This window comes from Rhodococcus sp. IEGM1428 (assembly GCF_050321865.1).
GTDB lineage: Bacteria > Actinomycetota > Actinomycetes > Mycobacteriales > Mycobacteriaceae > Rhodococcoides.
Window position 1 is genome coordinate 283026 of record NZ_JBNQFW010000002.1, and the last position, 23856, is coordinate 306881.

Here is a 23856-nt window from a genome sequence, read left to right on the forward strand (position 1 = left end):
CCGCCGGTCCACTAGATGTGACATTGACCCCCGAAAGGGCCACCAATTTGTCACATCGAGTGCCGGCGGGCGTTCGCTTATCCCGCGGCGATGATGTCGCGCGGATCGAATGTCACCTTGATTTCCATGATTTTGCCGTTCTCGATTCGCTGCCAGTTCGCGGTCGAGGCCGACGGTGCGATCGACGTGTGCAGGTCGAACCACGTCAGTACGTTCGGGCCATCCACGAAGACGTGCGCGATATCGATATCGGTCACGATCTGCGACATTCCCTTCAATCCGGCCACACATTCGGCACCGCTGGCCGCTGTGCCGAGTGGCCCCCGAAACGTTGCGTTCTCGTGCAGGATCGTCGCCAGGGTGTCGAAATCTTTGCCCTTCCAGGCCTCGAAGTAGGTCGCAGCAATTTCTTCGGGTGTCGGTGTCATGACTTCGAGTCTCGAACGAGCAGAGTCAGAAGTCCAACAGTTGGTTCCGATAAAGCCTAGAAGTTCTACTCATAGCCGCAGCTAGACAACACGCGCTATCGTTCTCGAGTGGCCATCGATCCCACCTCCCAGCATCCGGTCCTCGAACGCGTCCGGACACTGGCGTTCGCCTACCCCGACGTGACCGAGAAAATTTCCCACGGCAGGCCGACGTTCCGTACATCCACGGTGTTCGCCTACTTCGGCGGTGGCGTCAAAGGTGGTGACCAGTTCGATCTGTCGATTCTGGTCAAATGCGAGAGCGCCGAGGAGCAGCGGGCCTGCGAGCTCGAACCGCGCTACTTCCATCCCGCCTACCTCGGTCCATCACGATGGGTGGGCTTCGACCTGTCCGATGCCGACGACGACGTCTGGGCCGAAGCCGCCGAACTGATCGACTGCAGCTACCGCGTCACCGCACCGAAGCGCACTGTGGCGAGGCTCGACGCCGGCGAGGGTCCGAATCTTGGAGTCCAGCAATGGAACTGAGACAACTCGAATACTTCGTGGCCGTCGCAGAGGAAGCGAACTTCACCCGAGCCGCGGCCCGCGTGCATATCAGTCAGTCGGGGGTCAGCGCTCAGATCCGTTCGCTCGAAAGAGAACTCGGCGCCGAGTTGATCGACAGATCCGGCGGCACAGCCACGTTGACGACTGCCGGCAAGGCTGCATTGACGCAGGCTCGCGCCACATTGGCCGCAGCCGGATCCGTCAAACAGTCCGTCGACGACGTGACCGGGCTACTGCGCGGCTCACTGAGCATCGGTATGGTCACCGCCTGCACCGTTCCACAACTGTTCGACGCATTGGCGCGCTTCCACGCGGCTCATCCCGGCGTCGAACTTGCACTACGCGAGGACAATTCGGACCGCCTGGTGGCCGCTGTTCGCGCGGGAGATATGGATCTCGCGCTGGTAGGTGTCGCCGCCCGCAGCCCCGACGGGCTCGAATCGATGGTCGTGATCGACGAGCGGATCGTCGCAGCCGTTCCGGCGGAGCATCCACTGGCGACGCAGAAGGAAGCGACACTCGCCGAGGTGTGCGAGTACCCGGTCGTCGCCTTACCATCGGGTACCGGCATTCGTGCGGTGTTCGACAGGGACTGCTATGGAGTAGGTCTGACTCCGTCGATCACATTGCAGGCCAGCGCACCTGACGCGGTGGCCGACCTCGCTGCCCGCGGTCTGGGGGTGGGGATCCTCAGCCGATCGATGGCGGAGTTCTACGGCGACAAGCTCGTCGCAGTCGAGCTGAGCGACTCACACACCGCCGCCATGCTGGCACTGGTGTGGCGCAGTGCGATGAGTCCTGCACTGACCGAACTGGTGTCCGTGGCGACGGCGAGTTTCAGCGAATCCTCTTGACGACGAACCACAGTGCGGCAAGCAGACCGAGCAACGCTACGGACGGCAGCACGCCCGGATCACCACCGATGATCCCGGCTACGGCGAAACCGAGTGCCACCAGTGCGAAGAACCCGAGGATTCCGGCAAGCAACTGCAGGTGGTCCTGGGCCGTCACGACTTGACGCCGCCCGCCGTCAGTCCGGAGATGATGCGGCGCTGGAACAGCAGCACCATGATCACCAGCGGAATCGCGACGATGGTGCCCGCGGCCATGATCGCGGCATACGGCACCACGAGTGGATCGTTGCCGGTGAACCGCGCGATGGCCACGGTCACCGGTTCGGTCTTGTCGCTCGAAAGTTGGCTCGCGAGCAAGTATTCGTTGACCGCCGCGATGAACGCGAGGATCGCGGTGGTGAACAGGGCAGGTGCAGCAAGTGGGAGCATCACCAGGCGGAATGCCTGGAAACGCCCGGCGCCGTCGATCCGCGCGGCTTCTTCGAGTTCCCAGGGTAATTCGGCGAAGAACGCGGCCAAGGTGTAGATCGTCAACGGAAGCACGAACGAGATGTTCGGGATCACCATCGCCTGGTAACTGCCGATCCACCCGATGTTGGTGAAGAACTGGAACAGCGGGGTCACCAATGCGACGACGGGGAACATCGACGCACCCAGGATGATGCCTGTCACCACGTACTTGAAGCGAAAGTCGATGCGCGAGAGCGCGTATGCCGTGAAGATACCGATGACCAATGCGATCAGCGTGGTCGCGCCGCCGACGATCAGACTGTTGCCCACGGCACGCAGGAAATTGTTGCCGTTCGCCGTCGACAATGCATTCTCGAAGTTCTGCCACGTGACATGGGTCGGCCATGGCGTCGTATCGAAGGTGTAGCGAGGGTCGCGGAATGCCGTGACGACCATCCAATAGAACGGTGCCAGTCCCCAGACGAGAATGACGACGACACCGAGGTAGATGCGAGCCTGCTTCATCGGCCGGGCCCCTTACGCTGATTGTCCTGAGTAGCAACTGCATTGGCACCGAGAAACTTCACCAGGATGAACGCCACGACGAATATGAAAATGAACGAGATGGTCGACAACGACGCAGCGCTGTTGAATCCCTGCCGGATCTGCTCGACCACCAGGATCGAGATGGTTCGCGTGGCGGGGTTGCCCTCGGTGAGGATGGCGGGCAAGTCGTACATGCGCAGCGCGTCCATGGTGCGGAACAGAATTGCCACCATCAACGCAGGCTTGACCAACGGCAGTGTGATCTTGGTGAACCGCTGCCACGCCGATGCTCCATCGACGCGAGCAGCCTCGTAGACGTCGGCGGGAATCATCTGCAATCCGGCCAGAATCAGCAGCGCCATGAACGGCGTCGTCTTCCACACGTCGGCGATGATGACCGCAAAACGAGCGGGCCAGGCGTCGCCGGTCCACAGAATGTTCGTTCCCAGAATGCGATTGGCGATACCGTCGTACGCAAAGATGAAGTACCAGAGTTTGGCCGTCACGGCGGTGGGGATTGCCCAGGGGATCAGAATCGCCGCGCGCAGCAGGGCGCGTCCGGCGAAGGTCTTGCCCATGATGACGGCCATCCCGAAGCCGATCACCACCTCGATGGACACCGTCACGACCGTGAAGAACGCGGTGTTGCCGACGGCACCCCAGAACTGAGACCCGAGAGTTCCCGGCGGGCAGGGCACCAACGTGCCCGACGCCGAGGTGCACTGCTGCAGAATCCAATGCGTGTAGTTGTCGAAGCCGGCAGAACCGCCGGTGACGAACATGCCGGTATCGGGATCGAGACCGGGATCCTTGGAGAAGGACATCACCAAAGCTCGGATCACCGGGTAGACGATGACGATCGCAAGGATCACCATCGTCGGTGCGATCAACAGCCAGGCCCGACCCTGCGTGAGGCCGAACCGCTTGTTCTTGGACCGCACATGCCGACCGCGGCCGGGGGACGAACCCCCGGCCGCGGTGGTTGCGGCGGCCCCACTGGTCACACCAGCAGGTACAGCCATTGGTTCTCCCGAAATCAGTTGGCGCCGGCGGTTTCGATACCGGCCTGCATGTCCGTGATCGCCTGGTCGACGCTCTTCTCACCCTTGATGGCGGCAGAGACGTTGTCCTGCACGGCCTTCGAGACGGCCGGGTAGAACGGGGTGACGGGACGCGGAACAGCGTTCTCGATGGATTCCTTCAATGCGGGAAGGTACGGCATCGCGGCGATCAGTGCGGGATCGTCGTACAGCGACGAGAGCACGGGCGGCAAAGCGCCCTCGGCGATGATGCGCTGTGCCTGCTCTCCCTGCATGAATCGCAGGAAGTCGGCCGCAGTGGCCTTGTTCTCGGAGTACGCGCTGATCGCGGCGTTGTAGCCGCCGAGCGTCGAGGTGCCCACACCGGTGACTCCGGGAAGCGGCGCGACCGCGTACTTGCCGACCACAGCCGAACCTTCTTCTGCGGCGGTGCCGTAGACGTACGGCCAGTTGCGCAGGAACAGTGTCTTTCCGTCCTGGAACGCCTGCTGGCTGTCGGACTCCTTGAACGTGGTGTCCTGGGCCGGGATGACGCCGGTCTCGAACGCGGTGACCAGAGTCTGCAGTCCGGCCTTGGCCTCCGGGCTGTTGACGGTGGGGGTCTTGCCGTCCTCGGCAACTATCGATCCGCCGTGTGCGTTGATGATCTCCGACGCGTTGGCCGTCAGACCCTCGTAGGGGGCGAATTGCCCGGCGTAGCAATCGATGTTGTTGTCCCGGGCGACCTGGCAATCCTCGGTGAGCTCGGCCCAGGTGGTGGGCGGCTCGGGGAGCAGGTCACTGCGGTAGTAGAGCAGTCCGCCATTGGTGTTCTTCGGTGCCGCGTACTGCGTGCCGTTGTAGGTCGCACTCGCGACGGTCGCGGGCAGAACGCCTGCGTTGTCGAGAGCGAATTCGCCCTCGAGCGGGACGAGCCAACCCTTGGCCGCGAACTCGGCGGTCCAGACGACGTCGAGTGCCATGACGTCGTAGTCGCTCTGCTGTGCCTGGAGCTGCTGAACGAAGTCGTCGTGGGCCTGATCGGCGTCGGCGGACTGTTCCTTGAAGGTGACCTGCTCGTCGGGGTGGCTGGAGTTCCACGCCGAGACGATCTGCTGGACGACACCGGTCTCGGTGGTGTCCTGGCCCTCTACATAGGTGATAGGTCCACGGCCATCGGCGTTTTCGGATGCAGCACCCGAATCGCCGCTCGAACCGCTGTCGCTCGAACATCCGGTGAGCGTCAGCAGCGTGGCTGCTGTTGCAACCACTGCCACCTTCGTGATCAAAGACGCCATGTGTTCTCTCCACTTACTTCTACGCGGTGGTATGCGCCCGGAGATCGGCATGCAGAATCGTGCAGTGATGCTCCCCCGACACATATGTCGATGGGTACTGTGGCACACAACTCACCGACTGGTGGTCATTATCGAGTTCCTGAATCGGTCAACCAGGACGTGTCGGAGGTGCCCGGTAGCCTTTCGCTCATGAGTTCGGACAAGATGCTGACGCGAATCGGCGGACTGCTACGCCAGGCAGAGTCCACCGACAACCCCCACGAGGCCGAGGCCTTCATGGAGGCTGCTCAACGTTTGGCCACGTCGGCATCGGTGGACCTTGCTGTTGCGCGTTCGCACAGCGCATCCCGCGAACGGCAGGCGACGCCGACCCAGAAGGTCATCCCCATCGGTGAACCGGGCAAGCGCGGGCTCAAGACCTACGTTCAACTGTTCGTCGCCATCGCGCATGCGAACGATGTCCAGTGCGATGTGTCCAGATCGTCGACGCAGGTGTTCGCTTACGGCTTCGACTCCGACATCGAGACCACCGAGGCCCTGTACTCCTCGCTGCTGATCCAGATGGTGCGAGCATCGGATGCGTACATCAAATCCGGTGCCTACAAATCCGAGACGGCCATTCGTACCGTCACCGAGATCAAGAATCGTCGACGCTACACCCGGCGCGAGGAAGTGCCCGTCGCTGCCGTGACGGCACGACTGAACTTTCAGACCGCGTTCGCAGCCCGCATCGGTCAGCGACTGGGCGAGGTGAAGAAAGACACCGAGGCCAAAGCGATCGCTCAGGAACAGCAGGGTGCCGGTACCGCATTGGTGTTGCGCAACAAGGAGGTCGAGCTACGCGACTACTATCGGCAGACCTCGACTGCGCGAGGACACTGGCGGGGCCAGAGCGCGAACGCCGGGTACTCCGAGGGTGCCCGCAAGGCCGGAGATCGAGCGGGACGAAACGCGAAGATCGGTGCGCACGCCGAACTCGACGGCGCAAGCCGACAGCTGGGTCGCTGATCAAGGCGCGGTCGACGTCGCAGTGAAGACCGGCCATCCGATTTCGGTGCGCCACAACGTCGAGTTATCGGTATCGCGCGGCCCGACGACGTAGACCTCGCGTACCGGTCCCGCGATCGCCAGGCCGTTGGTCTCGACATATACCCCGAGTGCGCCGTAGGTGACGTCGATGTCGTCGTGCGGTCCGTGGTGGACCGTCACGGCAAGTTCTTTGGGCTGCAACGTCATCGGACGAATTCGGCCGACGGACGGTACCATCGAAGCGGGGACGTACACGGTCATCACCCCGCGACCTTCGGTGAACAGCTCGTTGTCGTACAGCCCGCCCGGAGGTCCGGTGGTTTCGGAGACGACCGCGTCGATCTCGACCATCGCCTCGGAGTACCAACCAAGCGCCTCGGACGCGTCGACCATCTCGGAAACTGCTGCGCCCGAACACTGTTCGGTGAGTATGCGCTGAACCTCGATAGTCGGCGGGGTCGGATCCAGCAACCGGCGAAGTGCCGTCACCGCTGATCGGGTGTCGTCCAACTGCCTCTCGAGCCGGGTGAGGTGTTCGCTGACCAACCGGGCTCGTGCGTCGGGGTCCGGGGTGTGCACGATCGCCCGCACCTCCCTCTCCGGCATCTGCATGCTGCGGAACCGTCTGATGATCTGCGCCGTTGCGACCTGTTCGGTGTCGTAGTACCGGTAACCGGAGTAATCGTCGACGGTCGCAGGCTCGAGCAGCCCCGACTCGTGATAGCGCCGCAGCGTCTTCACCGACAGGTGCGTGATCCGAGAGAACTCGCCGATCGTCAGCAATCCGTTCATGCCGACATTCTCACCCCTCCCGGTGGGGGAGAGTGGACTCTCCGTGCGGGGGAGGGGTGACGCTGGGTGTAGCCGAGGCCGCCGCAAACGCGAGCGCGTTCGCCAGGTGCGCGCGGAATCGGAAGCGAACTCGCTCGCGTATGACCAACGCGCGCGCGTTTGCGGGAATGGGGAAGCGGGCGATGGGGCTGCGGGAATGGGGAAGCGGGCGATGGGGGCTGCGGGTCACTCCAGACGCTTCAGCACCACGCGAAGGCCGATGACGCTAGCGATGGGGAACAGCGCAGCGACCAACCATGGGATGGCTGCACCCCAGCCGCTGTCGGGGGAAGCGTCGATCACCGCGCCGAGTGCGATCGATCCGATCAGTACTCCGATGCCACCGAGTGAGGCCATGAAGCCGTAGTACGAGCCCAGTCGACGTTCGGCGGCCATGCGCGGCACCAGGTCCCGAGCCTGTGGCATGGCAATCATCTGGCCCAGAGCGAGAAGCAACACGAACAGTGCCGCCGGGACCAGACCGACCCATCCGTGCAGTTCGAGCGGCGCGGCGACAGCTACGAGAACGAAAGACGCGGCCATGACGGCGAATCCGATCGGCAGCGTGAGTCGCGGTGCCGTACCCGCGACGCGTCGGGTGATCGGCATCTGCGCCGACACCACGAGTACCGCCGAGATCGCGAAGAACCACCCCAGTACCGTCTGCGATCCCCACGCCCGCTCCACCTCGAGGGGTAGCAGTAGATACAGCTGGTTGTAGGCCACCAGTTGCGCACTCATCGCCACCGCGAACAGCACAAAAGTTCTGTTGCGCACCACATCGGTCCATCCCGAGAGCCACGGATCGTCGCGGTGTTCGCCGGGCTCACGTGGCAACCATCGGATGTGTGCGGCAATGACGAGGACAAAGATGCCTGCGGCGACGAGGCATGCGACCCGAAAGTCGACCAACAGCAACAGTGATCCGACGAGCGGGCCGGTGAACGAGCCGATCTGGCTGCACACCGACATGAGCGCGAACGTCTCCACCCGACTGACGGAGCCATTGCGCTCACTCTTGCCCGCCTCGATTGCGACCGCGGATTCGACTGCGGGAGAGAACAGTGCGGCAGCAAATCCGATCGATACCGTAGCGAGCAGCACCGCCGGCAGCGAATCGGCGAACGCCAGGCCCACGAAGCCCGCCACCCGCAACACACAGCCGACGAGGACCACCGGTTTGATGCCCCACCGATCGGCGAGGGTGCCACCGACGAAGAACAGCCCTTGCTGCGAGAAGGTTCTGATTCCGAGCACAACTCCGACGAGCGCCGCCCCGAGTCCCAGATCGGAGGTCAGATGCACCGAGAGATACGGCAACACCATGAAAAAGCCGATGTTGAAGGTCATCTGGGTGAGTACGAGAAGTCGGACGGTGGGGGTGGCCCGCCGTAGATCGACGAGAAACGACCACCGCCATCGCGTCGGCGACCGGTCGGTCTTCGTGCTCATGTACTCGAACTCATGTAACGCGCCCTCCTGCATCGACTTTCTCGACGACGCTACCGGTCGACCTCACTCGACCCGACGTGGCCGCCGCGAGAGATACAGCGAGAACGGCGAGGGCGATCAACGATGCCAGCGGAGCTGCCGCCACCCACGGTGCTCGCTCGACCGCTACGACCCCGTCGGACAGGATCAACCCCCAGTCCGCCGTCGGCGGTTGCGGTCCCAGACCGAGAAATCCGAGTGCGGCCAGGGCCAGAGCGACTCCGGGCAGACGAATCATGGCGTGCCGCAGCACTACCGGAACCACAGTGGGGACGACGGACCCGAAGAGAATTCTTGCGTTGCCTGCCCCGAGCGTGGGCAGGATGGAAATGTACGGCCGAGCGCGGGTTTCCTCGACGAGCGCGGCGGTGTGCGCCGCAAGCGGAGCCCACGTGACGATCAGGACCGCGACGGCCGCCCCGCCTGCGCTCGGACCCCAGATCGCCGCGATCAGAATTCCGGTGACCACCGGCGGTGCCGCGTTGGTCACCTCTACCAGGCCCCTCGACGCGCGCGGAACCAAACCCAGCAGCACACCGACCACCAGCGCCGCGAGCGTCACCGCCAGCGAGAGTCCGATCGACCGCAGTGCGCCGTCGGCGACCCGGGCCAACAGATCTCGCCCTGACGCGTCCGTTCCGAACGGGTAGGCAAGGGATGGAGCCGCGAACTTCTCCCTCGTCGTCGCCTGGCCGTCGCGTGGGAGTCCGGCAAGCACTATGACCAGCAGGACCGACGCGGCAGCGATCGGCACCAACCACCGTCGCGGTGACGGATGGAAAACACCGGACGGGACGGGCATCGCCTTCTCGTGCACTGCGCTGCCGAGGAGCAGCCGTCGGGCAAGTTCTGCAGCGATACCAAGGGCAGCGCTGACCGCCAGCAGGAGCAGAATGTCGATCTGCAGAGCAGGAAGGTCCTGAGACTGCGCATCACCGAGGGTGGCACGACCCAATCCCGGTATGGCGAACACCTTTTCGACGGCCACCGCGCCGCCCGTCATGGCGACCATGACCAGACCGATCTGCGGAGCGATACCAGGAAGTGCGCGGCGCAGCACTGCGCCGGCGACCTGCGGCCGGGAGAACCCGGCCACCGTCCACGTGATGACCCAGCCCTCGGTGAAGGTGACGGCGATTGCGTCGGCGAGCAGTCGGCCGATGAGTCCGCCCGCGGGTAGCCCGAGTGCGAGTGCGGGTAGCACCGCGTACTCGGGGCCGTTCCAGCCGTACGCCGGAAAGGACAGCCACACGGCTCCGAGAAGGACGAGCCCCGACGCGAGCAGGAACTCCGGTAGCGATGTCAACGCTGCGGCGACGCCACCCCCAGTGCGTTTCGGGCAGCCGCGCAAACCTGTTCGCACACTGGGTACTACGACTAGCGCCGCCGTGACGACTGCAACCACCATCGCGAATCCCATGAGTGTGAGCGAGACCGTCAAGGCATCGAGGGCACCCGGCAGCACCGGTTGGCCTGTGTTCCAGGATGTTCCGGGATTGCCCGACGCGATGCCGGTGAGCCAGTCCCAGAACATTCGTAGCGGCCCGGCATCGAGCCCGAGGTCGCGGCGAATGGCGGCCAGGGCCTCAGGTGTTGCTTCCTGCTCGGCCGACCGAGCCCGCAGAATGCTCAGTGCCGGATCGCGATTCGACAACCAGGGCAGCATCCCGACGAGAAGGACGACACCGGCGACGGCAACCAGACGTGAGGCGGTAGTGCGCACTCCGTTACTCGAATGTGGTCTGGTTGGTGATGAGCGTGCGTTCCCTAGGATCGCGGGCGACGCCGGTGATGGCCCCGGATTCACCCTGGATCACGCGTTCGTGCAGCATCGGCACGGCCGCATCCTGCTCCAGGATCAGCTTCTCGGCTTCGAGGATCGCCGCGCGTCGCTCGTCACCCGGCTCGGTGGCCGATGCGTCGGACAGGGCGGCGTCGACCTGCGGGTCGCAGAACTGCGAGATGTTGAACGATCCGTCACAGGCGAAGTCGGAGTAGAGATATGCCACCGGATCGCCGGAGTCGAGCACCGTGGCGCGGGAGAGGATGAACGCGTCGAATGCCCCGCTGAGAGCGTCGGTTTCGATGAACTGGTATTCGCGCACCACCTGGTTCACGACGAAGCCCTTCGCCTCGAGCTCCTGCTGCAGCAGTACCGCGACCTCGGGGAGCTCGGCGCGGTCGGTGAACGTGGCGAGGGTGATCGTCTTACCGGTGGCGTCGCCCGCCGGGGTCTCGGTGCGCGCGGGACGGTCCGCGGCCCACGGGAGCGCCGGTCCGAGCAATCCGTTCGCGGCGTCGGCCCGACCCTCGTAGACCTGCTCGACCAGACGATCCTTGTCCACCGATTCCCGTGCGGCAGCGCGCATGGTCGGATCTGCGAACACCCCGGACGCGGTGTTCAGGTAGAGGGTGTTGGTACGCGGCATGGGGACCTCGTGCACCAGCGCTCGGTCGATGTTGGCGGCCTGCGACACCGGAATCGCCTCCACCACATCGGCCGTCCCGTTGCGGAGCGCAGCGGCACGGGCGGTGCCGTCGGGCACGAAGTCGACGTCGATGCCGGCGAGCCTCGCGGTCTCACCCCAGTAGTTCTCGTTGCGATCGAGAGTGGCACTCGACGTACCGTCCACGGCAGTCAACACGAACGGCCCGGTGCCGGTGCCGACGGGATTGCTACCGCCTGCGGAGTAGGCCTCGGGCGCAAGGATTGCCAACTGCGGGCTCGAGAGTCGCTGCGGCACCAACGGATCAACGTCCTCGGTGCTCACCTCGACGGTGTTTTCGTCGGTGACAGTCACCGTCAGCTCGACGCCGTCGAGGATGCGCGGCTTCGGCGCGGCCGTGGTGGCTGCGGTCAGGGCGGTGACGACGGCGGCGGCATCGAGTGGCGCTCCATTGTGGAAGGTCACATCGGGGCGGAGGTCGAAGCTCCAGGTGCGGTCATCGACACGATTCCAGGCTGTCGCCAACAGGGGCTGAGCATCGCCCAGGTCATCGAGAGAGATCAAGGTTTCGGCTGTCGACCAGCGTGAAAGTTTGAAGGCGTCATCGCTGAACTGCGAGAGCGCCGAGCGCGGAGGCTGCAGCATCGCCACACGGGCGCGGTTCTCTGCATCCCCGGACGCGGACCCGGACGCGAAGCAGCCGGTGAGCGTGAGGGCGCCTATCGCTGCCAGGGCGCCGATACGGAACACGCTGGTAGACAACAGAGTGGTGATCAATGAATCTCCTGTGATGGTCATGCAAGCCGGGGTACGGCGTCGATCAGGTCTCGGGTACAGAGGTGCTGCGGTGCGGTGAGAATGTCTCGTACGCTGCCGGTTTCGACGATCCGGCCGTCGTGCATCACCGCTACGTCGCGGCAGAGTCGAGCGACTGCCGACAGATCATGGCTGACGATCAGCACCGCGCTCGGCAGTCCGGCCAGGACCGCGAGGACCTGCTCACGCAGGTCGGGGTCGAGGCCACTGACCGGCTCGTCTGCCAGCAGGTACTGCGGTTCGCAGGCCACCGCACGAGCGATGGCGACGCGTTGATTCTGACCACCGGACAGTTCCGTCGGTCGGCGCTGCAGATAGCGCTCGTCCAGCCCGACGGCAGCGAGTGCGGTGCCCGCCTTGGCTCGATGATCGCCGTCGACGCCGAGAAGTCGCAGCGGCGTCGCGACCAGATCGAGGACGCTGCGTCGCGGATCGAGACTGGTTGCCGGGTCCTGCGGCACGTATTGCACACGCTGCCGAAACCACCGCATCGATCGCGCGGATCCGGGACGCACTGTGCGCCCGTCCAATTCGATGGCTCCTCCGGAGGGCGTGTCCAACGCCAACAGCATGCGCAACAACGTGGTCTTCCCCGAACCGGATTCACCGACCACTCCTGTACGACCGGCCGGCGGCAGCGTGAACGAGACGCCGTCCAGCGCAGTACGAGACGAGCCGTGCCGAACGTAAGTGCGCATGATATCCGTGGCCACCAAGCCCGCGGTCATGGCATGACCAGCTGACGAAACGGATCGGCAGCACGCGCGTGATCGACCATGCGTCCAACGATGTCGGTCGCAGGGTGCTCCAGAATTGTTGCTGTGGAGCCGGATTCGACGATGTGTCCTGAATCGAGAACCATCAGATGGTCGCACAGCTGCGCGGCGACGGCGATGTCGTGCGTGATCATCAGCAGCGACGGCACCTCACGGAGGGCGTCCAGCACCCGAGCCTGGCTGACCACATCGAGGGCCGTCGTAGGCTCGTCGGCGATCACCAGTGACCTCGCCCGCGCCAATGCGACTGCGATACAGACGCGTTGACGTTGGCCACCGGACAGCTCGAGCGGGTGCGCGGCCAGGATGCGCTCGACATCGAACAGACCCACCCGCTCGAGCAATGCGGGGGCGTCGGACGTACGCAGTTGTTTGCCGACGGTGACCATCGGATTGAGGGCGGTGGCCGAATCCTGAAAGACCATAGCCGGGCGGGCGGCGTGTGGCCGCCGTGGCGTCGGAACTCCGGTGACGTTGTGGCCGTCGACGACGATGCTGCCGCTGCAGGTGATGCCCGGCGGCAGCGCTCCGATCAACGCCGAGGCGATCAGCGACTTTCCCGATCCCGATGCGCCGAGCAAACCCAGGCGTCGACCGTCGGGGATCTCGAAGGACACATTCTGGGCGATGCGGGTGCGTCCGGCGTCGATGCAGAGGTTTTCGACGACGAGCACGGAATCTCCTGAACGCTGGAACTGGGAACGACTTCGACAATCGTTGTCGATAAAGACTCTAGGCGAGGGGAGCGGGCGACACAAATTAGGCTGACCGGGTGAGCAGGGCGAGGGACACGCAGCGGTCCGCGGTGTATGACGCCGAACAGTTGGTGCGCACCATGTTCGATCGCGCCGAGGAGCGTGACATTCGTGTTGTGCAGGTGATGGGCTCGCAGATCACCCTGCCGATCGAGCGTAAGTTCGCGTCGCTGAAATCCGTGCAGACCTACATCGACGCGGTCCTGGCACTGGATTGGGTCGCAGCCACGTGGCCCGAGGCCGGTCGTGTGATCACCGTCCGAGCTCGTTCGGGCTCGGGTGCCGCGCACTACGAACCGGACACGGCCACCATCGCCGTTCCCTTGCATCACGGCAACAGAGCGTGGGCGTTGCGGGAACTGGTGGTCCTGCACGAGCTTGCGCACCACTTCGCAGACGAGGACGAGCAGCAACACGGAGGCGCATTCGTCGATCGCTACATCACCCTCGTCGGCGAGATCGTCGGTTCCGAGGCCGGGTTCGTGCTGCGGGCGATGATGGCCGAGAGCGGCGTCCGCATCGGCTAGTCGTTTTCGGGTGCATCATGGGAGACGCAGCCCACACGACGAGGAGACCCACATGACCGTCAAGATCGGTGTTCAGCTTCAGCCCCAGCACGCTCCCGACTACCAACTCATTCGCGACGCCGTGTTGCGGTCGGAGGATGCGGGCGTCGACATCATCTTCAACTGGGACCACTTCTACCCGCTGTACGGCGATCTCGACGGTGCTCATTTCGAGTGCTGGACGATGCTGGGTGCCTGGGCCGAGCAGACGTCGAACGTCGAAATCGGCGCCCTCGTCACCGGCGGTGGCTACCGCAACCCCGACCTGCTGGCCGACATGGCCCGCACCGTCGACCACATCAGCGGCGGCCGGTTGATCCTCGGCATCGGTGCAGGCTGGAACGAGAAGGACTACGACAACTTCGGCTACGAGTTCGGCACGGCCGGTTCGCGACTGGCATTGCTGAAAGAGAGCCTGGCCAGAATCCGTCACCGACTGGACGTCGGAAACCCGGCCCCCACCCGCGACATCCCGATCCTCATCGGCGGCGGCGGTGAGAAGAAGACGCTGAAGATGGTGGCCGAGTACGCGCACATCTGGCACAGCTTCGCGGACCTCGAGGCGTTGAAGCGCAAGTCGGAGATCCTCGCCGAGCACGGCACCACCGTCGGACGTGACGTTTCGGGCATCACCCGATCGGTCTCGTGGCCGGGCGCGGACGCCGCTCAGGACTTCGTCGACGCCGGAGCAACGCTGTTCACCGTGGGCGTCAACGGACCCGATTACGACCTCGCCGAGCTGGGCCAGGCCATCGCGTGGCGGGACGCACACCGCTAGGCGCGATTGGACTTCGGGAATTTCGGGAACAAGACGGGTGCTTCATACAACTGCAACGTGATTATCGTGTGCCTCCACCGGCGCGATAGCCTCGTTCGTCCCTCCCGATTTACACCTAGGAGCTCCATCTTGAACACACGTCGTTTACGAGGCCGTGCCATCGCAGCCGTTGCTGCGACGCTCGCACTCACACTCGGAGCCGTCGCGTGTTCCGACGGAAGCTCGGGAGGCACGGGCGAGAACGCCCTGGCCGGTTCCGACCAGGCATCGCTGGACAAGTACACGACCGACGGCGTCACCGCGCTCGACCAAATCGACACCGCGAACCTCGGTCTGATCAAGCCGGGAACGCTGTACGTCGGCACCCTGTCCGACGCCCCGCCCAACATCTTCATCGACGAGGCCGGCAACTTCACCGGCTTCGACAACGAGCTGCTCAAGGCGGTCGCGGCCAAGCTCAACCTGACCGTCGAGTTCTCGGCCACCGAGTTCTCCGGACTGCTCGCAGCGGTCAACAACAAGGTCTACGACGCCGGTTCCTCGTCCATCTCGACCACGGATGCGCGTCGTCAGACCGTCGCCTTCACCAACGGCTACGACTTCGGTGAGATGGCACTGGTCGCGAAGAACGACTACTCGATCAAGACGATCGCCGAGTTGAACGCCGATCAGCGCATCGCCGTGGTGCAGGGCACCGTGCAGGACGACTACGTCACCAACACGCTCGGCATCGAGCCGGTGCGGTTCCCGGACTACAACACCGCGTACGCCAACGTGAAGTCCGGACAGGTCGATGCCTGGGTCGCTCCGTCGCAGCAGGCAACCGGCCAGGTCAAGACCGAGGACGGCGTCTCCATCCTGGAGAAGACGATCAACACCACGAACTTCACCGCCTACGCCGTCGCCAAGGACAACCAGCCGTTGGTCGACGCGCTCAACGCCGGCCTCGACGCCGTGGTCGACGACGGCACCTGGAGCACGCTCGAGAAGCAGTGGTACCCGGACCGTGAGGTTCCCGCCGATTGGAAGCCGGGCAGCAAGGCTTCCGTTCTGCCTGCCTCGTAGCCCATGAGCACACTGTCGAATCTGTACGACACGTTCTTCGATTGGGAACTGATCGGCGAGACCATTCCCAAACTGGTCACGGTCGGATTGCCGAACACCCTCATTCTGGCGGCCTCGTCGGGAGTGATCGGTACCGTGATCGGACTCGGGCTGGCGGTGGCGGGCATCTCCCGCACCCGCTGGCTCCGGTGGCCGGCGAGGGTGTACACGGACATCTTTCGTGGACTGCCCGCCGCCGTGGTCATCCTGCTCATCGGACTGGGGTTCGGCCCGACGCTGACCCAATTCACCGGCAGCAGAAGCCCGTTCCCGTTGGGAATCCTGGCGCTGTCGTTGATGGCAGCAGCCTACTTCGGCGAGATCTTCCGGTCCGGCATCCAGAGTGTCGATTCCGGCCAGCTCGAAGCCTCCCGCGCACTGGGTTTCAGCTACCGCCGGTCCATGAACCTTGTGGTCGTACCGCAGGGCATTCGGCGGGTGCTGCCCGCGATCGTGAACCAGTTCATCTCGTTGATCAAGGACAGCTCGCTCATTTATTTCCTGGGTCTGCTTGCCTCACAACGTGAGTTGTTCCGCGTGGGCCAGGACACCGCCGCCCAGACCGGCAATCTGTCGCCGCTGCTGGCCGCCGGATTGTTCTATCTCATCCTGACTATTCCGCTGACTCACCTGGTCAACTACATCGACCGACGCCTGCGCTCCGGTAAGGCCGACACCTCGGGCACCCTCGGTCCCGTCGAAACATCCATCGTGGTGGAGAGGTAGCCGACGTGACTTCAGTTTCTCTGACCGGCAAGGGCATTCACCTGTCGTTCGGCACCAACAAGGTTCTGCGCGGGGTGAGCCTGCACGTCGACGCAGGTAAGACCACTACCGTCATCGGGCCGTCGGGCTCGGGCAAATCGACGCTGCTGCGGGCCCTCAATCGCCTGCACGAGCCGGAGCAAGGCGACATTCTGCTCGACGGGAAGTCGGTGCTGAAAGACAATCCCGACGAACTTCGGCAACGGATCGGCATGGTGTTCCAGCATTTCAACCTGTTCCCGCACAAGACCGTCGCCGACAACATCGCACTCGGGCCGCAGAAGCTGCTGGGGCTCAACAAGGATGCGGCCCGCGCAGCGGCGATGGAACAGCTCGAACTGGTGGGCCTGGCCAACAAGGCCGACTCCCGCCCTGGCAACCTCTCGGGTGGCCAGCAGCAGCGCGTTGCCATTGCCCGCGCTCTGGCGATGAAGCCGGAGGTCATGTTCTTCGACGAGGCCACCTCCGCTCTCGATCCCGAATTGGTCAAGGGAGTGCTGGCATTGATGGCCGACCTCGCCAAGGGCGGCATGACCATGGTGGTGGTGACCCACGAAATGGGCTTCGCGCGCTCGGTGTCCAACAAGGTGCTGTTCATGGATCACGGCAGCGCCGTCGAAACCGGAACGCCGGAGCAGTTGTTCGACGATCCGCACACCGATCGGCTGAAGACGTTCCTCTCGCAGGTTCTGTAGCGAGCCGTCGTCAGCTCGGTACCCGGTACAGACGCCAATCCGGTTGATCTGCACCATCGTTCGGCACCTCGAGAACCAGTGGATACAGATCGGCACCATTGTCGTAGATCGTGGGATAACGCCGGTTGACGGCATCGGATACGCCGCGCCCCTCGTTGGGCACCGTCAACAGGTAGCGCACGCCCGCGGATTCCGGGTCGTTCAGGGTCTCGGTGAAGTCCAGATCGGACGGAACCACGAACTGCTTCGGATGTTCCGAGGCCGCCAGAACAGCGAAACCGTAGACGGTGTCGACGAGGATCGAACCCTCGGGTAAGTCCTGGTTGTCGAGGTAGGACGCCAGTCGACGTTCGGTGGAGAAGGAATCGATGATTCGTCGCGCCGCCATCGCCTGGGGATCGTCGGCCGAAGGATCCTCGTCGAAGAGACGGCCGAGGGCGTACTGCTGGCTGGACAACGTCGGCTGCAACATCGCCCATCCCGTCACCGGAAGCGCGAGTGCGCAGAGCAATACGACGGCAGCCGTGGCGGCAGAACGGAGGGGCACGAGCACGGGGCGGTGCCTACGGAAGGCGCCCGCTCGCCGCGTCGGCTGGTCTCCGGCAGCCGGGAACAGTTGCACCACAACGACGGCAGCCAACGGAACAGCACAGATGAAGAACCTCAAGAACCCGAACGTCGAGCCGGTGATGTAGCTCGCGGCCTGGAACCCGAGCACACCGCCGAAAAGCAGGGGTGCCACCACGAATTCGAGGTCTCGTCGACGCAGAGCCAGCACCACCGCGAACGGCAGCGCCACCAGCAACGTCGGTCCCAACGCGACGACGGCACCGAGCGAGAACAACCCGGTGCTGAGAAGGTCACCGCTGGAGCCACCGGACTGCGTCAGAATCGCAGCATTTCCGTAGCTCGAAGACAACTGGGCGAGCGCCTCACCGGTGATCAGCCAGCTCGTGGTGATCCAGACCAGGAACGCCGCTGTACCGGGACCTGCGACGAGCACAGCGTCGAGAATCGCTCTGCGCCGCATCTCTTTCCAGTACGGACGGCCCTTCCGAAGCACAGTGACGACTGCCACCAGAATCGCGGCGAAAGCTATCGGGACGACGCCCTCGTAGCGGGCCAGGAAGGCGAGCGCCAGCGCGACGCCTGCCAGCAGAAGATCGTGGACGTCGTCGGTGTTCACCCACCGAATCAATCGCCGTACGGCCCAGCAGAGGAAGAACAGGAAGCCTGCCTCGCTCATGCCGTTGGCACCGTAGAAGACGATCATCGGGTTGATCGCGAAGACGACGGTGATCAGGAGGCGGTGACGACCGGGCAGTCCGCGGTCTCGACAGATACCGTGAATCATCACCACTGCACCGGCCATGAACACCGCCGATACCGCGACGCCCGAGATGTTCCACCGGGTGATCGCGGGCCACCACGACGCGAACGCGACCACGGGCAACTGTGCCAGGGCTGTCAACGGCGTGAAGATGAACCCGATCGCCGACACGTGGGGGTCACGGCTGAGCAGCACTGCTTGCGCGGCCGAGGTCCGCGACAGCGCGTCCCCGAGCAGGTAACCGAAGTGCAGGCTCAGTGTCAGTCCCACCGCAAGATAGCCCGCCAGCGCGCTGCCGAAGACGGTCCACGGAGTGCGCCGATTCACGTGGTCTTCACTTTGTCGGCGGCAGGGTCCGCGGCGGGCCCGGACAGGCCGTGGAACGTCTTCTCCCAGTAAGAGGGATTGCGGACCAACTGCCAACAGCCCTTGATGGACGCCACACTCATCATCACCCAGTACAGGGGCATCGTCAGGCTCGGCACGAGCAGGTAGGCGTTGTCGCTCTCTCGGCTCGCGATCAGGTACATGTAGATCGTGGCGATGTTGCCCACCACCAGAGACAGCAACGAGAAGTAATAGATGTACGGCGGAAAGAGCTCGGCAACCAACGCGGGCTGGCCGAGAATCCATGCCGCCGTGGTGAACCAGAAAACCATGTTGATGCACGCAGTGATCGGAGTTCCCGCGAGCAACAACGTGAATCGGTAGGTGCCGACGGGCCCGAGGGCACGAACCGTCGCGACCGGTCTGCGCATGTGCACCAACCACGTCTGCAGATAGCCCTTGTACCAACGGGAGCGCTGACGGACCCAGTTGATCGGATCGCTGTTGGCCTCTTCGAGCGTGGTCGAGTCCAGTACGGCCGTCGAGTAGCCCGAGGCCGCGATGCGGACGCCGAGATCTGCGTCCTCGGTGACGTTGAAGCCGTCCCAGGCCCCCACTTCGTCGATGACATCGCGTCGAAGATGATTGGAGGTTCCGCCGAGGGGGATCGGCGATGTGCTGGCCATCAGACCCGGCAGCAGGTACCCGAACCACAGTGCATAGTCCGCAGTGAACCAACCGGTCAGCAGATTCTGAGATCCGTTGTGGAACGCCAGCTTTGCCTGAACACACGCCACGGTGTCGGGCAGCCGTTCGAAAGCCGCGACGACACGACGCAGCTGCAGTCTCTCGGGTAGATCCTCGGCATCGAAGATCGTCACGATGGTCCCGGTGGCGAAATGCAATCCGTAGTTGCATGCTTTCGGCTTGGTGCGAGGGTCGCCTGCGGGCACCAGAACCACGTCCACGAGATCACTGACGCCGCTGCGCGCGGCCGCTTCGATGGTCACCTCGTCGTCCTCCTCGAGCAGCAACAGAACCTGCAGCTTCTCGGCGGGATAGTCGAGGCCGGTCATCGCCGCGATGAGGTCACCCACCACCTCCGGCTCGTCGTACGCCGGAACCAGAATGGTGTAGTACGGCAACCGATCATCGGGAACGGCCCTGGCCTCCTCGTCGGTCACCGTGACGATCGCCGACGCGTCCAGACCACGCGAGAACAGCAGTACACGGTCGATCATCGCGAGCAGATACCCGATGGTGCAGACGACCGTGACTGCGAGAAGCGTCCCGACTGGGGCGATCACTCCACAGGCGAGCAGGAGCAGCAAAGCCCCGATCGCCACGTACTTCTGCCAGGGAACGAAGGCAATTGCCGCAGACGCCAACGGATTTCGATCGGCCAGCCCGTTGATCGCGTCGTCCAGTGCACTTGCTCGGAACTCCGCGGTTTCCGTTCCGACGCGCGGGGGAGTCGGCCGTTTCCCCTGGGGAGTCGTGGTCATTGCGGCGCACCGTTCGCCGGGGCCCACTGTTGGCGAACCAACCCGGTACCGAAGGTGGTGAGCAGGTCTCGGTCCTTGTACTCCGGATCGTCGTCGATGGAGATCGCATTTCCGCGCAGAAACGTCCCGACGGCCGTCCCGAGGTTCGACGCCATCGACGGCATCGGCTGCGGGAACACCGCATCCTCGTCGTGGTTGTCGACGCTGATGATGGTCACGCGCTGAATCACATCGCCTCGCTCCCAATGGAAGACCAGCTTGGTCCAGGTGAGCAACAGAGCGTCGCTGACGGCGGTGTACAACGAACCCGTCACCCCGCGACCGAGATCGATCGTCAGCGGATGGCTCGTGCGGGTGTTGGACAGCCGGTAGAGCGTGCTTTCCGGATACACGGCCAGACTCGCCCGATTCGTGGTCGACAACACATCCACCACCACCGTCCTCGGCCGGGCCCGCAGATCCCACGCGGAGTTACCCTCGTCGGCGCGCATCGTCTGCCGGGTCAGAGTCGACCGTGTTCCGAAAAACGCACGTACCCAATCGAACTCCTGCATATCGATCACGCTGAAACCGGCCGGCGGAACCAAGGGAACCGATGCCGCACCGGGTGGTCCCGCCACCGACGCCATGTCCGGACGGCTGGGTAGGGGAATGAGGGCAAGAACGACCGCCGCCGCAATCGCGACGATCTTCGAGCTCGGCGACCATTTCGCCGTGGGCAACCCGATACTGCGCGGACCACGCGCCTCGAACCGGCCACGGCGGGCAATGCCGTAGAAGACGAGCCCCATGACCACCGCTGCACCCACGGTAGGCACGAGCTGCAACCAGACGATGTCGATTCCCGGCCACAGCGTCAGCATCAGAGCGGCGACCACGGACCCTGACGCGACGGTGCACCCGAAGCCCAGCCATCCACGGCGCCTCGTTCGCCCGACCGCGATCGCACCAGCGACGCCGGCCAGCAACACCATCACCAGTGCATACGCGAATCGGCCGCCGCCGAGCGCGACTGCGACCAGTCGGTAGCCCAGCGGACTCAACGCCAGCAGCAGAAGCCACACCGACCAGAAGCGGCCGACCGGCCGGAGTCCGAATATCAGGATCGCGCCACCGAAGACGAAGGCAATCGCCGCCAAGACATCCAAGTGGGCCAGCTCGTACTGGTCTGCGTACCGGGGCAGCCAGAGAGCTTTGATGGCGATGGAGACCAGCAACGCCAGGCCGCCGACGATGTTGTCGGTCTGACGGTCGTGGATCGGCAGCTCGTCGGCTCTGCGCCGCGCCACACCCTGAGCCGCAACCGCGGCCAGCAGCGGCAGCACGAAGACATACGCGGTGATGGCTCCTTCGGCTGCCTCCTGAGCAAGCCGCACCCAGGTGGAGAAGAACGCCACCACCACACAGACGAACAGGACAGACCAACGAAAAACCAGAACGTCGACCGGACTGCGGGACAACCTGAACCGCGTGAAGGACCCCGGCAGCTCGGCGTCCACGCTCATTGTGGACCGCTGTGTCGACTCGGCTCGGTCGTCGACCGGCGCGCTCGAAGTGTGACGACCAGAGCGCCCACTCCGGCGACGGCAAGTACGGCCAGACCGACTCCCACGATCAGCACCGTCGTTCGGTCGGAGGGGGCGTCGGACATGGCAGCAGACTCGTCCCTACCGGACAGTGCCGCGCTCGACAGTGACATCGGTTCGGTGTTCTGCGCAGCGAACACGATGTCGCCGTCCAGTGCGTACCACCGAGCGGGATCGGCATCGAGCCAGGACAGCATGGCGTCGAATCCGTCCGGCGTCGAGTTCCAGGAACCGACCAGGACCGCGCTGTCCTGAACCGACGTGACCTGCACCGTCGCGAACGGCTGATCGGTGTCGATCGTCAGTTCGGTGGGACCGCCGGTGGAGCCCGGGTTCGCGACCCGGAATGTCGTCTCGTCGATCGACGACAGCGGAAGCGTCACCGTGTCCGGCAGATCCGACGCCGGTGCGATCACGAGTGCGGGGCCACTACCGTCGAGCGCCTGATCCATCGACACGACCTCCGGCACGAGCGGCAGACTCGACAGACGCTGCAATCCGGTTGCCATCGTGACCGCTCGGACGACTCCCACATAGGACTCGTCGGCGAGCGCGATCTCGAACTTCGGCATCAGCGCCTGCGGCATCGATCGCAGTCCCAGCGGGGCCGGCGTCGAGGAATCGGACGACCGCACCAGACTCGAACCATCCACGGTCACACTCGTATCGGCGGCTGCCGAGCAACCACCGCTTCCGGTGGTCAGCGGATGGTCGACGGCAATGTCGAGTGTCTCGACGCGGGACAGTGCCGAATCGGGAATGTCGATCCATCGATCGAGCCGACCGGTGTCGTCGGCCTCCCACACTGCGAGCGGAGATCCGTTCACCGTGGCCCGCACCGATCCGGCGCCCGGCGTGTAGCTGCCGATCAGGTGCACGGACATGTTCGATGCAGACCGGCCGAGCCGCGTCTGATCGATCGTGATGGATGCGGTTGCAGTGGCACCACCCGACCCGGTCACCGTGCCGATCCCGAGATCGTCGAGCGTGATCGATTCGGGTGCCAGTTGCGCTTTCGGGGCGGACGGTCCTGCCAGAGCAGAGGTGGCCACCGCAATCTCGGAAAGATCGCTGGTGATCAGGCGGGCCTGATCGGTGAGATCCGACCCGGTACCGGTGAGGTACATGCGCGGCGGAGCCTGCTCGAGAGGATAGATCAGCTCGGCACCGGCGTCGGAGTTCTTCGCCAGGACCACCGACCTCTCGAGCGGACCGTCCGGCGCAGCTCCTTGCAGCTCGTTGTCCGGCCGCACGACGACCTGAACCGGCTGCGATCCGTAGCGATGGACTATCGATGTCGCCACAACTGTTGCTGCGGTGATCATGTCGCGATCCGGATCGAACGGAACGAACACCGTGAGCTTGCTCAGCAGGGCAGGCAGAAATTCCGCGACAGTGCCCGGCACAGCGAATTGCCCTGCGTAGTCGACAGACGCGTCGATGAGCCGGACCGCGTCCGAAGCCGGATCCGGGCAGTACCGATCGTCGGGGATCAAGGAGGGGATCAGGTCGAGTGCGATCACCCCGTCGACCGTCTGCGCTGCGGCGAGAGGAATCGATACCGGGGTTGTCGGTGCCGCGTTGTCGAGGGTGATGCGGGCGATCGGCCGGCCGGCCGATTCGACGTCGACCCATCCACGGTCGAGCCAGGCCGGTGTGGTCAGCACACCGCTGAGGGTCGCTGGCACCGAGCCCACGGGGGACGGCACTGTCAGCCGGGTGCGCTCTCCGGTCGGATCGACGGTGGTGGATCGACCCAGGCCCAATTCGGCGAACGTGAATCGGTCGGCATCCTGATCGGCCGGTTGCGCCGACGCCACCGTGACCGGAATCAGCAGATGAATCACGGTGAGAACTATGGCGGAAGCAACGCGAACGATTCGCATAGGAATTGGTCCAGCTTTCGATGAA

General features: G+C 64.3%; 21 protein-coding genes and 1 pseudogene. 7 read left to right on the forward strand and 15 right to left on the reverse strand.

Translation table 11 applies throughout. From position 1 onward, the window contains the following. Positions 1-77: 77 nt before the first annotated feature. Entirely contained in the window at positions 78-428 is a 351-nt protein-coding gene (locus ACQR3T_RS09935) for a nuclear transport factor 2 family protein (protein ID WP_428693274.1), read from the reverse strand. 108 nt (positions 429-536) lie between these two features. Between ACQR3T_RS09935 and ACQR3T_RS09940 the strand changes: the two genes are divergently transcribed. Further along, complete coding sequence (locus tag ACQR3T_RS09940; protein WP_428693275.1) at positions 537-956, forward strand: MmcQ/YjbR family DNA-binding protein; 420 nt, start codon at positions 537-539, stop codon at positions 954-956. Further along, entirely contained in the window at positions 947-1831 is an 885-nt protein-coding gene (locus tag ACQR3T_RS09945) for a LysR family transcriptional regulator (protein ID WP_428693276.1), read from the forward strand. Before ACQR3T_RS09940 ends, ACQR3T_RS09945 begins: the two co-directional genes overlap by 10 nt. Here the strand turns inward: ACQR3T_RS09945 and ACQR3T_RS09950 are convergent. From ACQR3T_RS09950 to ACQR3T_RS09965, 4 genes are read right to left on the reverse strand one after another with little or no spacing between them, the layout of a single operon-like run. Next, positions 1815-1988 carry a hypothetical protein gene (locus ACQR3T_RS09950; RefSeq protein WP_428693277.1) on the reverse strand — a complete coding sequence of 58 codons (174 nt, stop codon included), beginning with the start codon at positions 1986-1988 and terminating at the stop codon, positions 1815-1817. The two genes, ACQR3T_RS09945 and ACQR3T_RS09950, sit on opposite strands and share 17 nt — an antisense overlap. Continuing rightward, complete coding sequence (locus ACQR3T_RS09955) at positions 1985-2806, reverse strand: carbohydrate ABC transporter permease (RefSeq protein WP_428693278.1); 822 nt, start codon at positions 2804-2806, stop codon at positions 1985-1987. Before ACQR3T_RS09955 ends, ACQR3T_RS09950 begins: the two co-directional genes overlap by 4 nt. After that, entirely contained in the window at positions 2803-3849 is a 1047-nt protein-coding gene (locus tag ACQR3T_RS09960; RefSeq protein WP_428693279.1) for a carbohydrate ABC transporter permease, read from the reverse strand. The genes ACQR3T_RS09955 and ACQR3T_RS09960 overlap by 4 nt, the downstream gene beginning before the upstream one ends. Positions 3850-3863: 14 nt before the next feature. Continuing rightward, positions 3864-5144, reverse strand: coding sequence for an ABC transporter substrate-binding protein (locus ACQR3T_RS09965; RefSeq protein WP_428693280.1), 1281 nt, complete (start codon positions 5142-5144; stop codon positions 3864-3866). Between the two features lie 189 nt (positions 5145-5333). On the opposite strand from ACQR3T_RS09965, the gene ACQR3T_RS09970 reads away from it, so the two are divergent. Beyond that, positions 5334-6152 carry a DUF2786 domain-containing protein gene (locus tag ACQR3T_RS09970; protein WP_094609087.1) on the forward strand — a complete coding sequence of 273 codons (819 nt, stop codon included), beginning with the start codon at positions 5334-5336 and terminating at the stop codon, positions 6150-6152. Here the strand turns inward: ACQR3T_RS09970 and ACQR3T_RS09975 are convergent, their stop codons facing one another. The 6 genes from ACQR3T_RS09975 to ACQR3T_RS10000 form a co-directional block, all read right to left on the reverse strand. Continuing rightward, entirely contained in the window at positions 6153-6965 is an 813-nt protein-coding gene (locus ACQR3T_RS09975) for a MerR family transcriptional regulator (RefSeq protein ID WP_428693281.1), read from the reverse strand. Between the two features lie 225 nt (positions 6966-7190). Continuing rightward, a complete protein-coding gene (locus ACQR3T_RS09980) occupies positions 7191-8456 on the reverse strand; it encodes an MDR family MFS transporter (protein WP_428693282.1) in 1266 nt (421 codons plus the stop codon). 10 nt (positions 8457-8466) lie between these two features. Further along, positions 8467-10218, reverse strand: a complete 1752-nt coding sequence (locus ACQR3T_RS09985; RefSeq protein WP_428693283.1) for an ABC transporter permease subunit — start codon at positions 10216-10218, stop codon at positions 8467-8469. A gap of 4 nt (positions 10219-10222) precedes the next feature. After that, the gene (locus tag ACQR3T_RS09990; protein WP_428693284.1) at positions 10223-11740 is read right to left on the reverse strand and encodes an ABC transporter substrate-binding protein; all 1518 of its coding nucleotides are present in this window, start codon (positions 11738-11740) and stop codon (positions 10223-10225) included. Next, complete coding sequence (locus ACQR3T_RS09995; protein WP_428693285.1) at positions 11737-12456, reverse strand: ABC transporter ATP-binding protein; 720 nt, start codon at positions 12454-12456, stop codon at positions 11737-11739. Before ACQR3T_RS09995 ends, ACQR3T_RS09990 begins: the two co-directional genes overlap by 4 nt. 26 nt (positions 12457-12482) lie before the next feature. Continuing rightward, positions 12483-13208: an ATP-binding cassette domain-containing protein gene (locus tag ACQR3T_RS10000; protein ID WP_428693286.1), complete on the reverse strand. Its 726-nt coding sequence runs from the start codon at positions 13206-13208 to the stop codon at positions 12483-12485. A gap of 98 nt (positions 13209-13306) precedes the next feature. Between ACQR3T_RS10000 and ACQR3T_RS10005 the strand changes: the two genes are divergently transcribed. The 4 genes and pseudogenes from ACQR3T_RS10005 (at position 13307) to ACQR3T_RS10020 (ending at position 17197) form a co-directional block, all read left to right on the forward strand. Beyond that, on the forward strand, positions 13307-13816 hold the full coding sequence (locus tag ACQR3T_RS10005; RefSeq protein ID WP_032378719.1) for a TIGR04338 family metallohydrolase: 510 nt from the start codon (positions 13307-13309) through the stop codon (positions 13814-13816). Between the two features lie 52 nt (positions 13817-13868). Next, positions 13869-14633 carry an LLM class F420-dependent oxidoreductase gene (locus ACQR3T_RS10010; RefSeq protein ID WP_428693287.1) on the forward strand — a complete coding sequence of 255 codons (765 nt, stop codon included), beginning with the start codon at positions 13869-13871 and terminating at the stop codon, positions 14631-14633. A gap of 126 nt (positions 14634-14759) precedes the next feature. Further along, a pseudogene (locus ACQR3T_RS10015) lies at positions 14760-16463 on the forward strand (ABC transporter substrate-binding protein/permease). Positions 16464-16468: 5 nt separating this feature from the next. Beyond that, positions 16469-17197 (forward strand): amino acid ABC transporter ATP-binding protein, encoded by a 729-nt coding sequence (locus ACQR3T_RS10020; RefSeq protein ID WP_428693288.1) that lies wholly within the window; start codon positions 16469-16471, stop codon positions 17195-17197. Positions 17198-17207: 10 nt separating this feature from the next. On the opposite strand, the gene ACQR3T_RS10025 is transcribed toward ACQR3T_RS10020, so the two are convergent. Genes ACQR3T_RS10025 through ACQR3T_RS10040 form a run of 4 tightly spaced genes read right to left on the reverse strand, consistent with a single transcriptional unit; the run spans position 17208 to position 23792 of the window. After that, positions 17208-18854 carry an ABC transporter gene (locus ACQR3T_RS10025; protein WP_428693289.1) on the reverse strand — a complete coding sequence of 549 codons (1647 nt, stop codon included), beginning with the start codon at positions 18852-18854 and terminating at the stop codon, positions 17208-17210. Beyond that, the gene (locus ACQR3T_RS10030; RefSeq protein WP_428693290.1) at positions 18851-20359 is read right to left on the reverse strand and encodes a glycosyltransferase; all 1509 of its coding nucleotides are present in this window, start codon (positions 20357-20359) and stop codon (positions 18851-18853) included. Before ACQR3T_RS10030 ends, ACQR3T_RS10025 begins: the two co-directional genes overlap by 4 nt. Next, entirely contained in the window at positions 20356-21864 is a 1509-nt protein-coding gene (locus ACQR3T_RS10035; protein ID WP_428693291.1) for a hypothetical protein, read from the reverse strand. The genes ACQR3T_RS10030 and ACQR3T_RS10035 overlap by 4 nt, the downstream gene beginning before the upstream one ends. Further along, complete coding sequence (locus ACQR3T_RS10040) at positions 21861-23792, reverse strand: hypothetical protein (RefSeq protein ID WP_428693292.1); 1932 nt, start codon at positions 23790-23792, stop codon at positions 21861-21863. The genes ACQR3T_RS10035 and ACQR3T_RS10040 overlap by 4 nt, the downstream gene beginning before the upstream one ends. Positions 23793-23856: the final 64 nt, after the last annotated feature.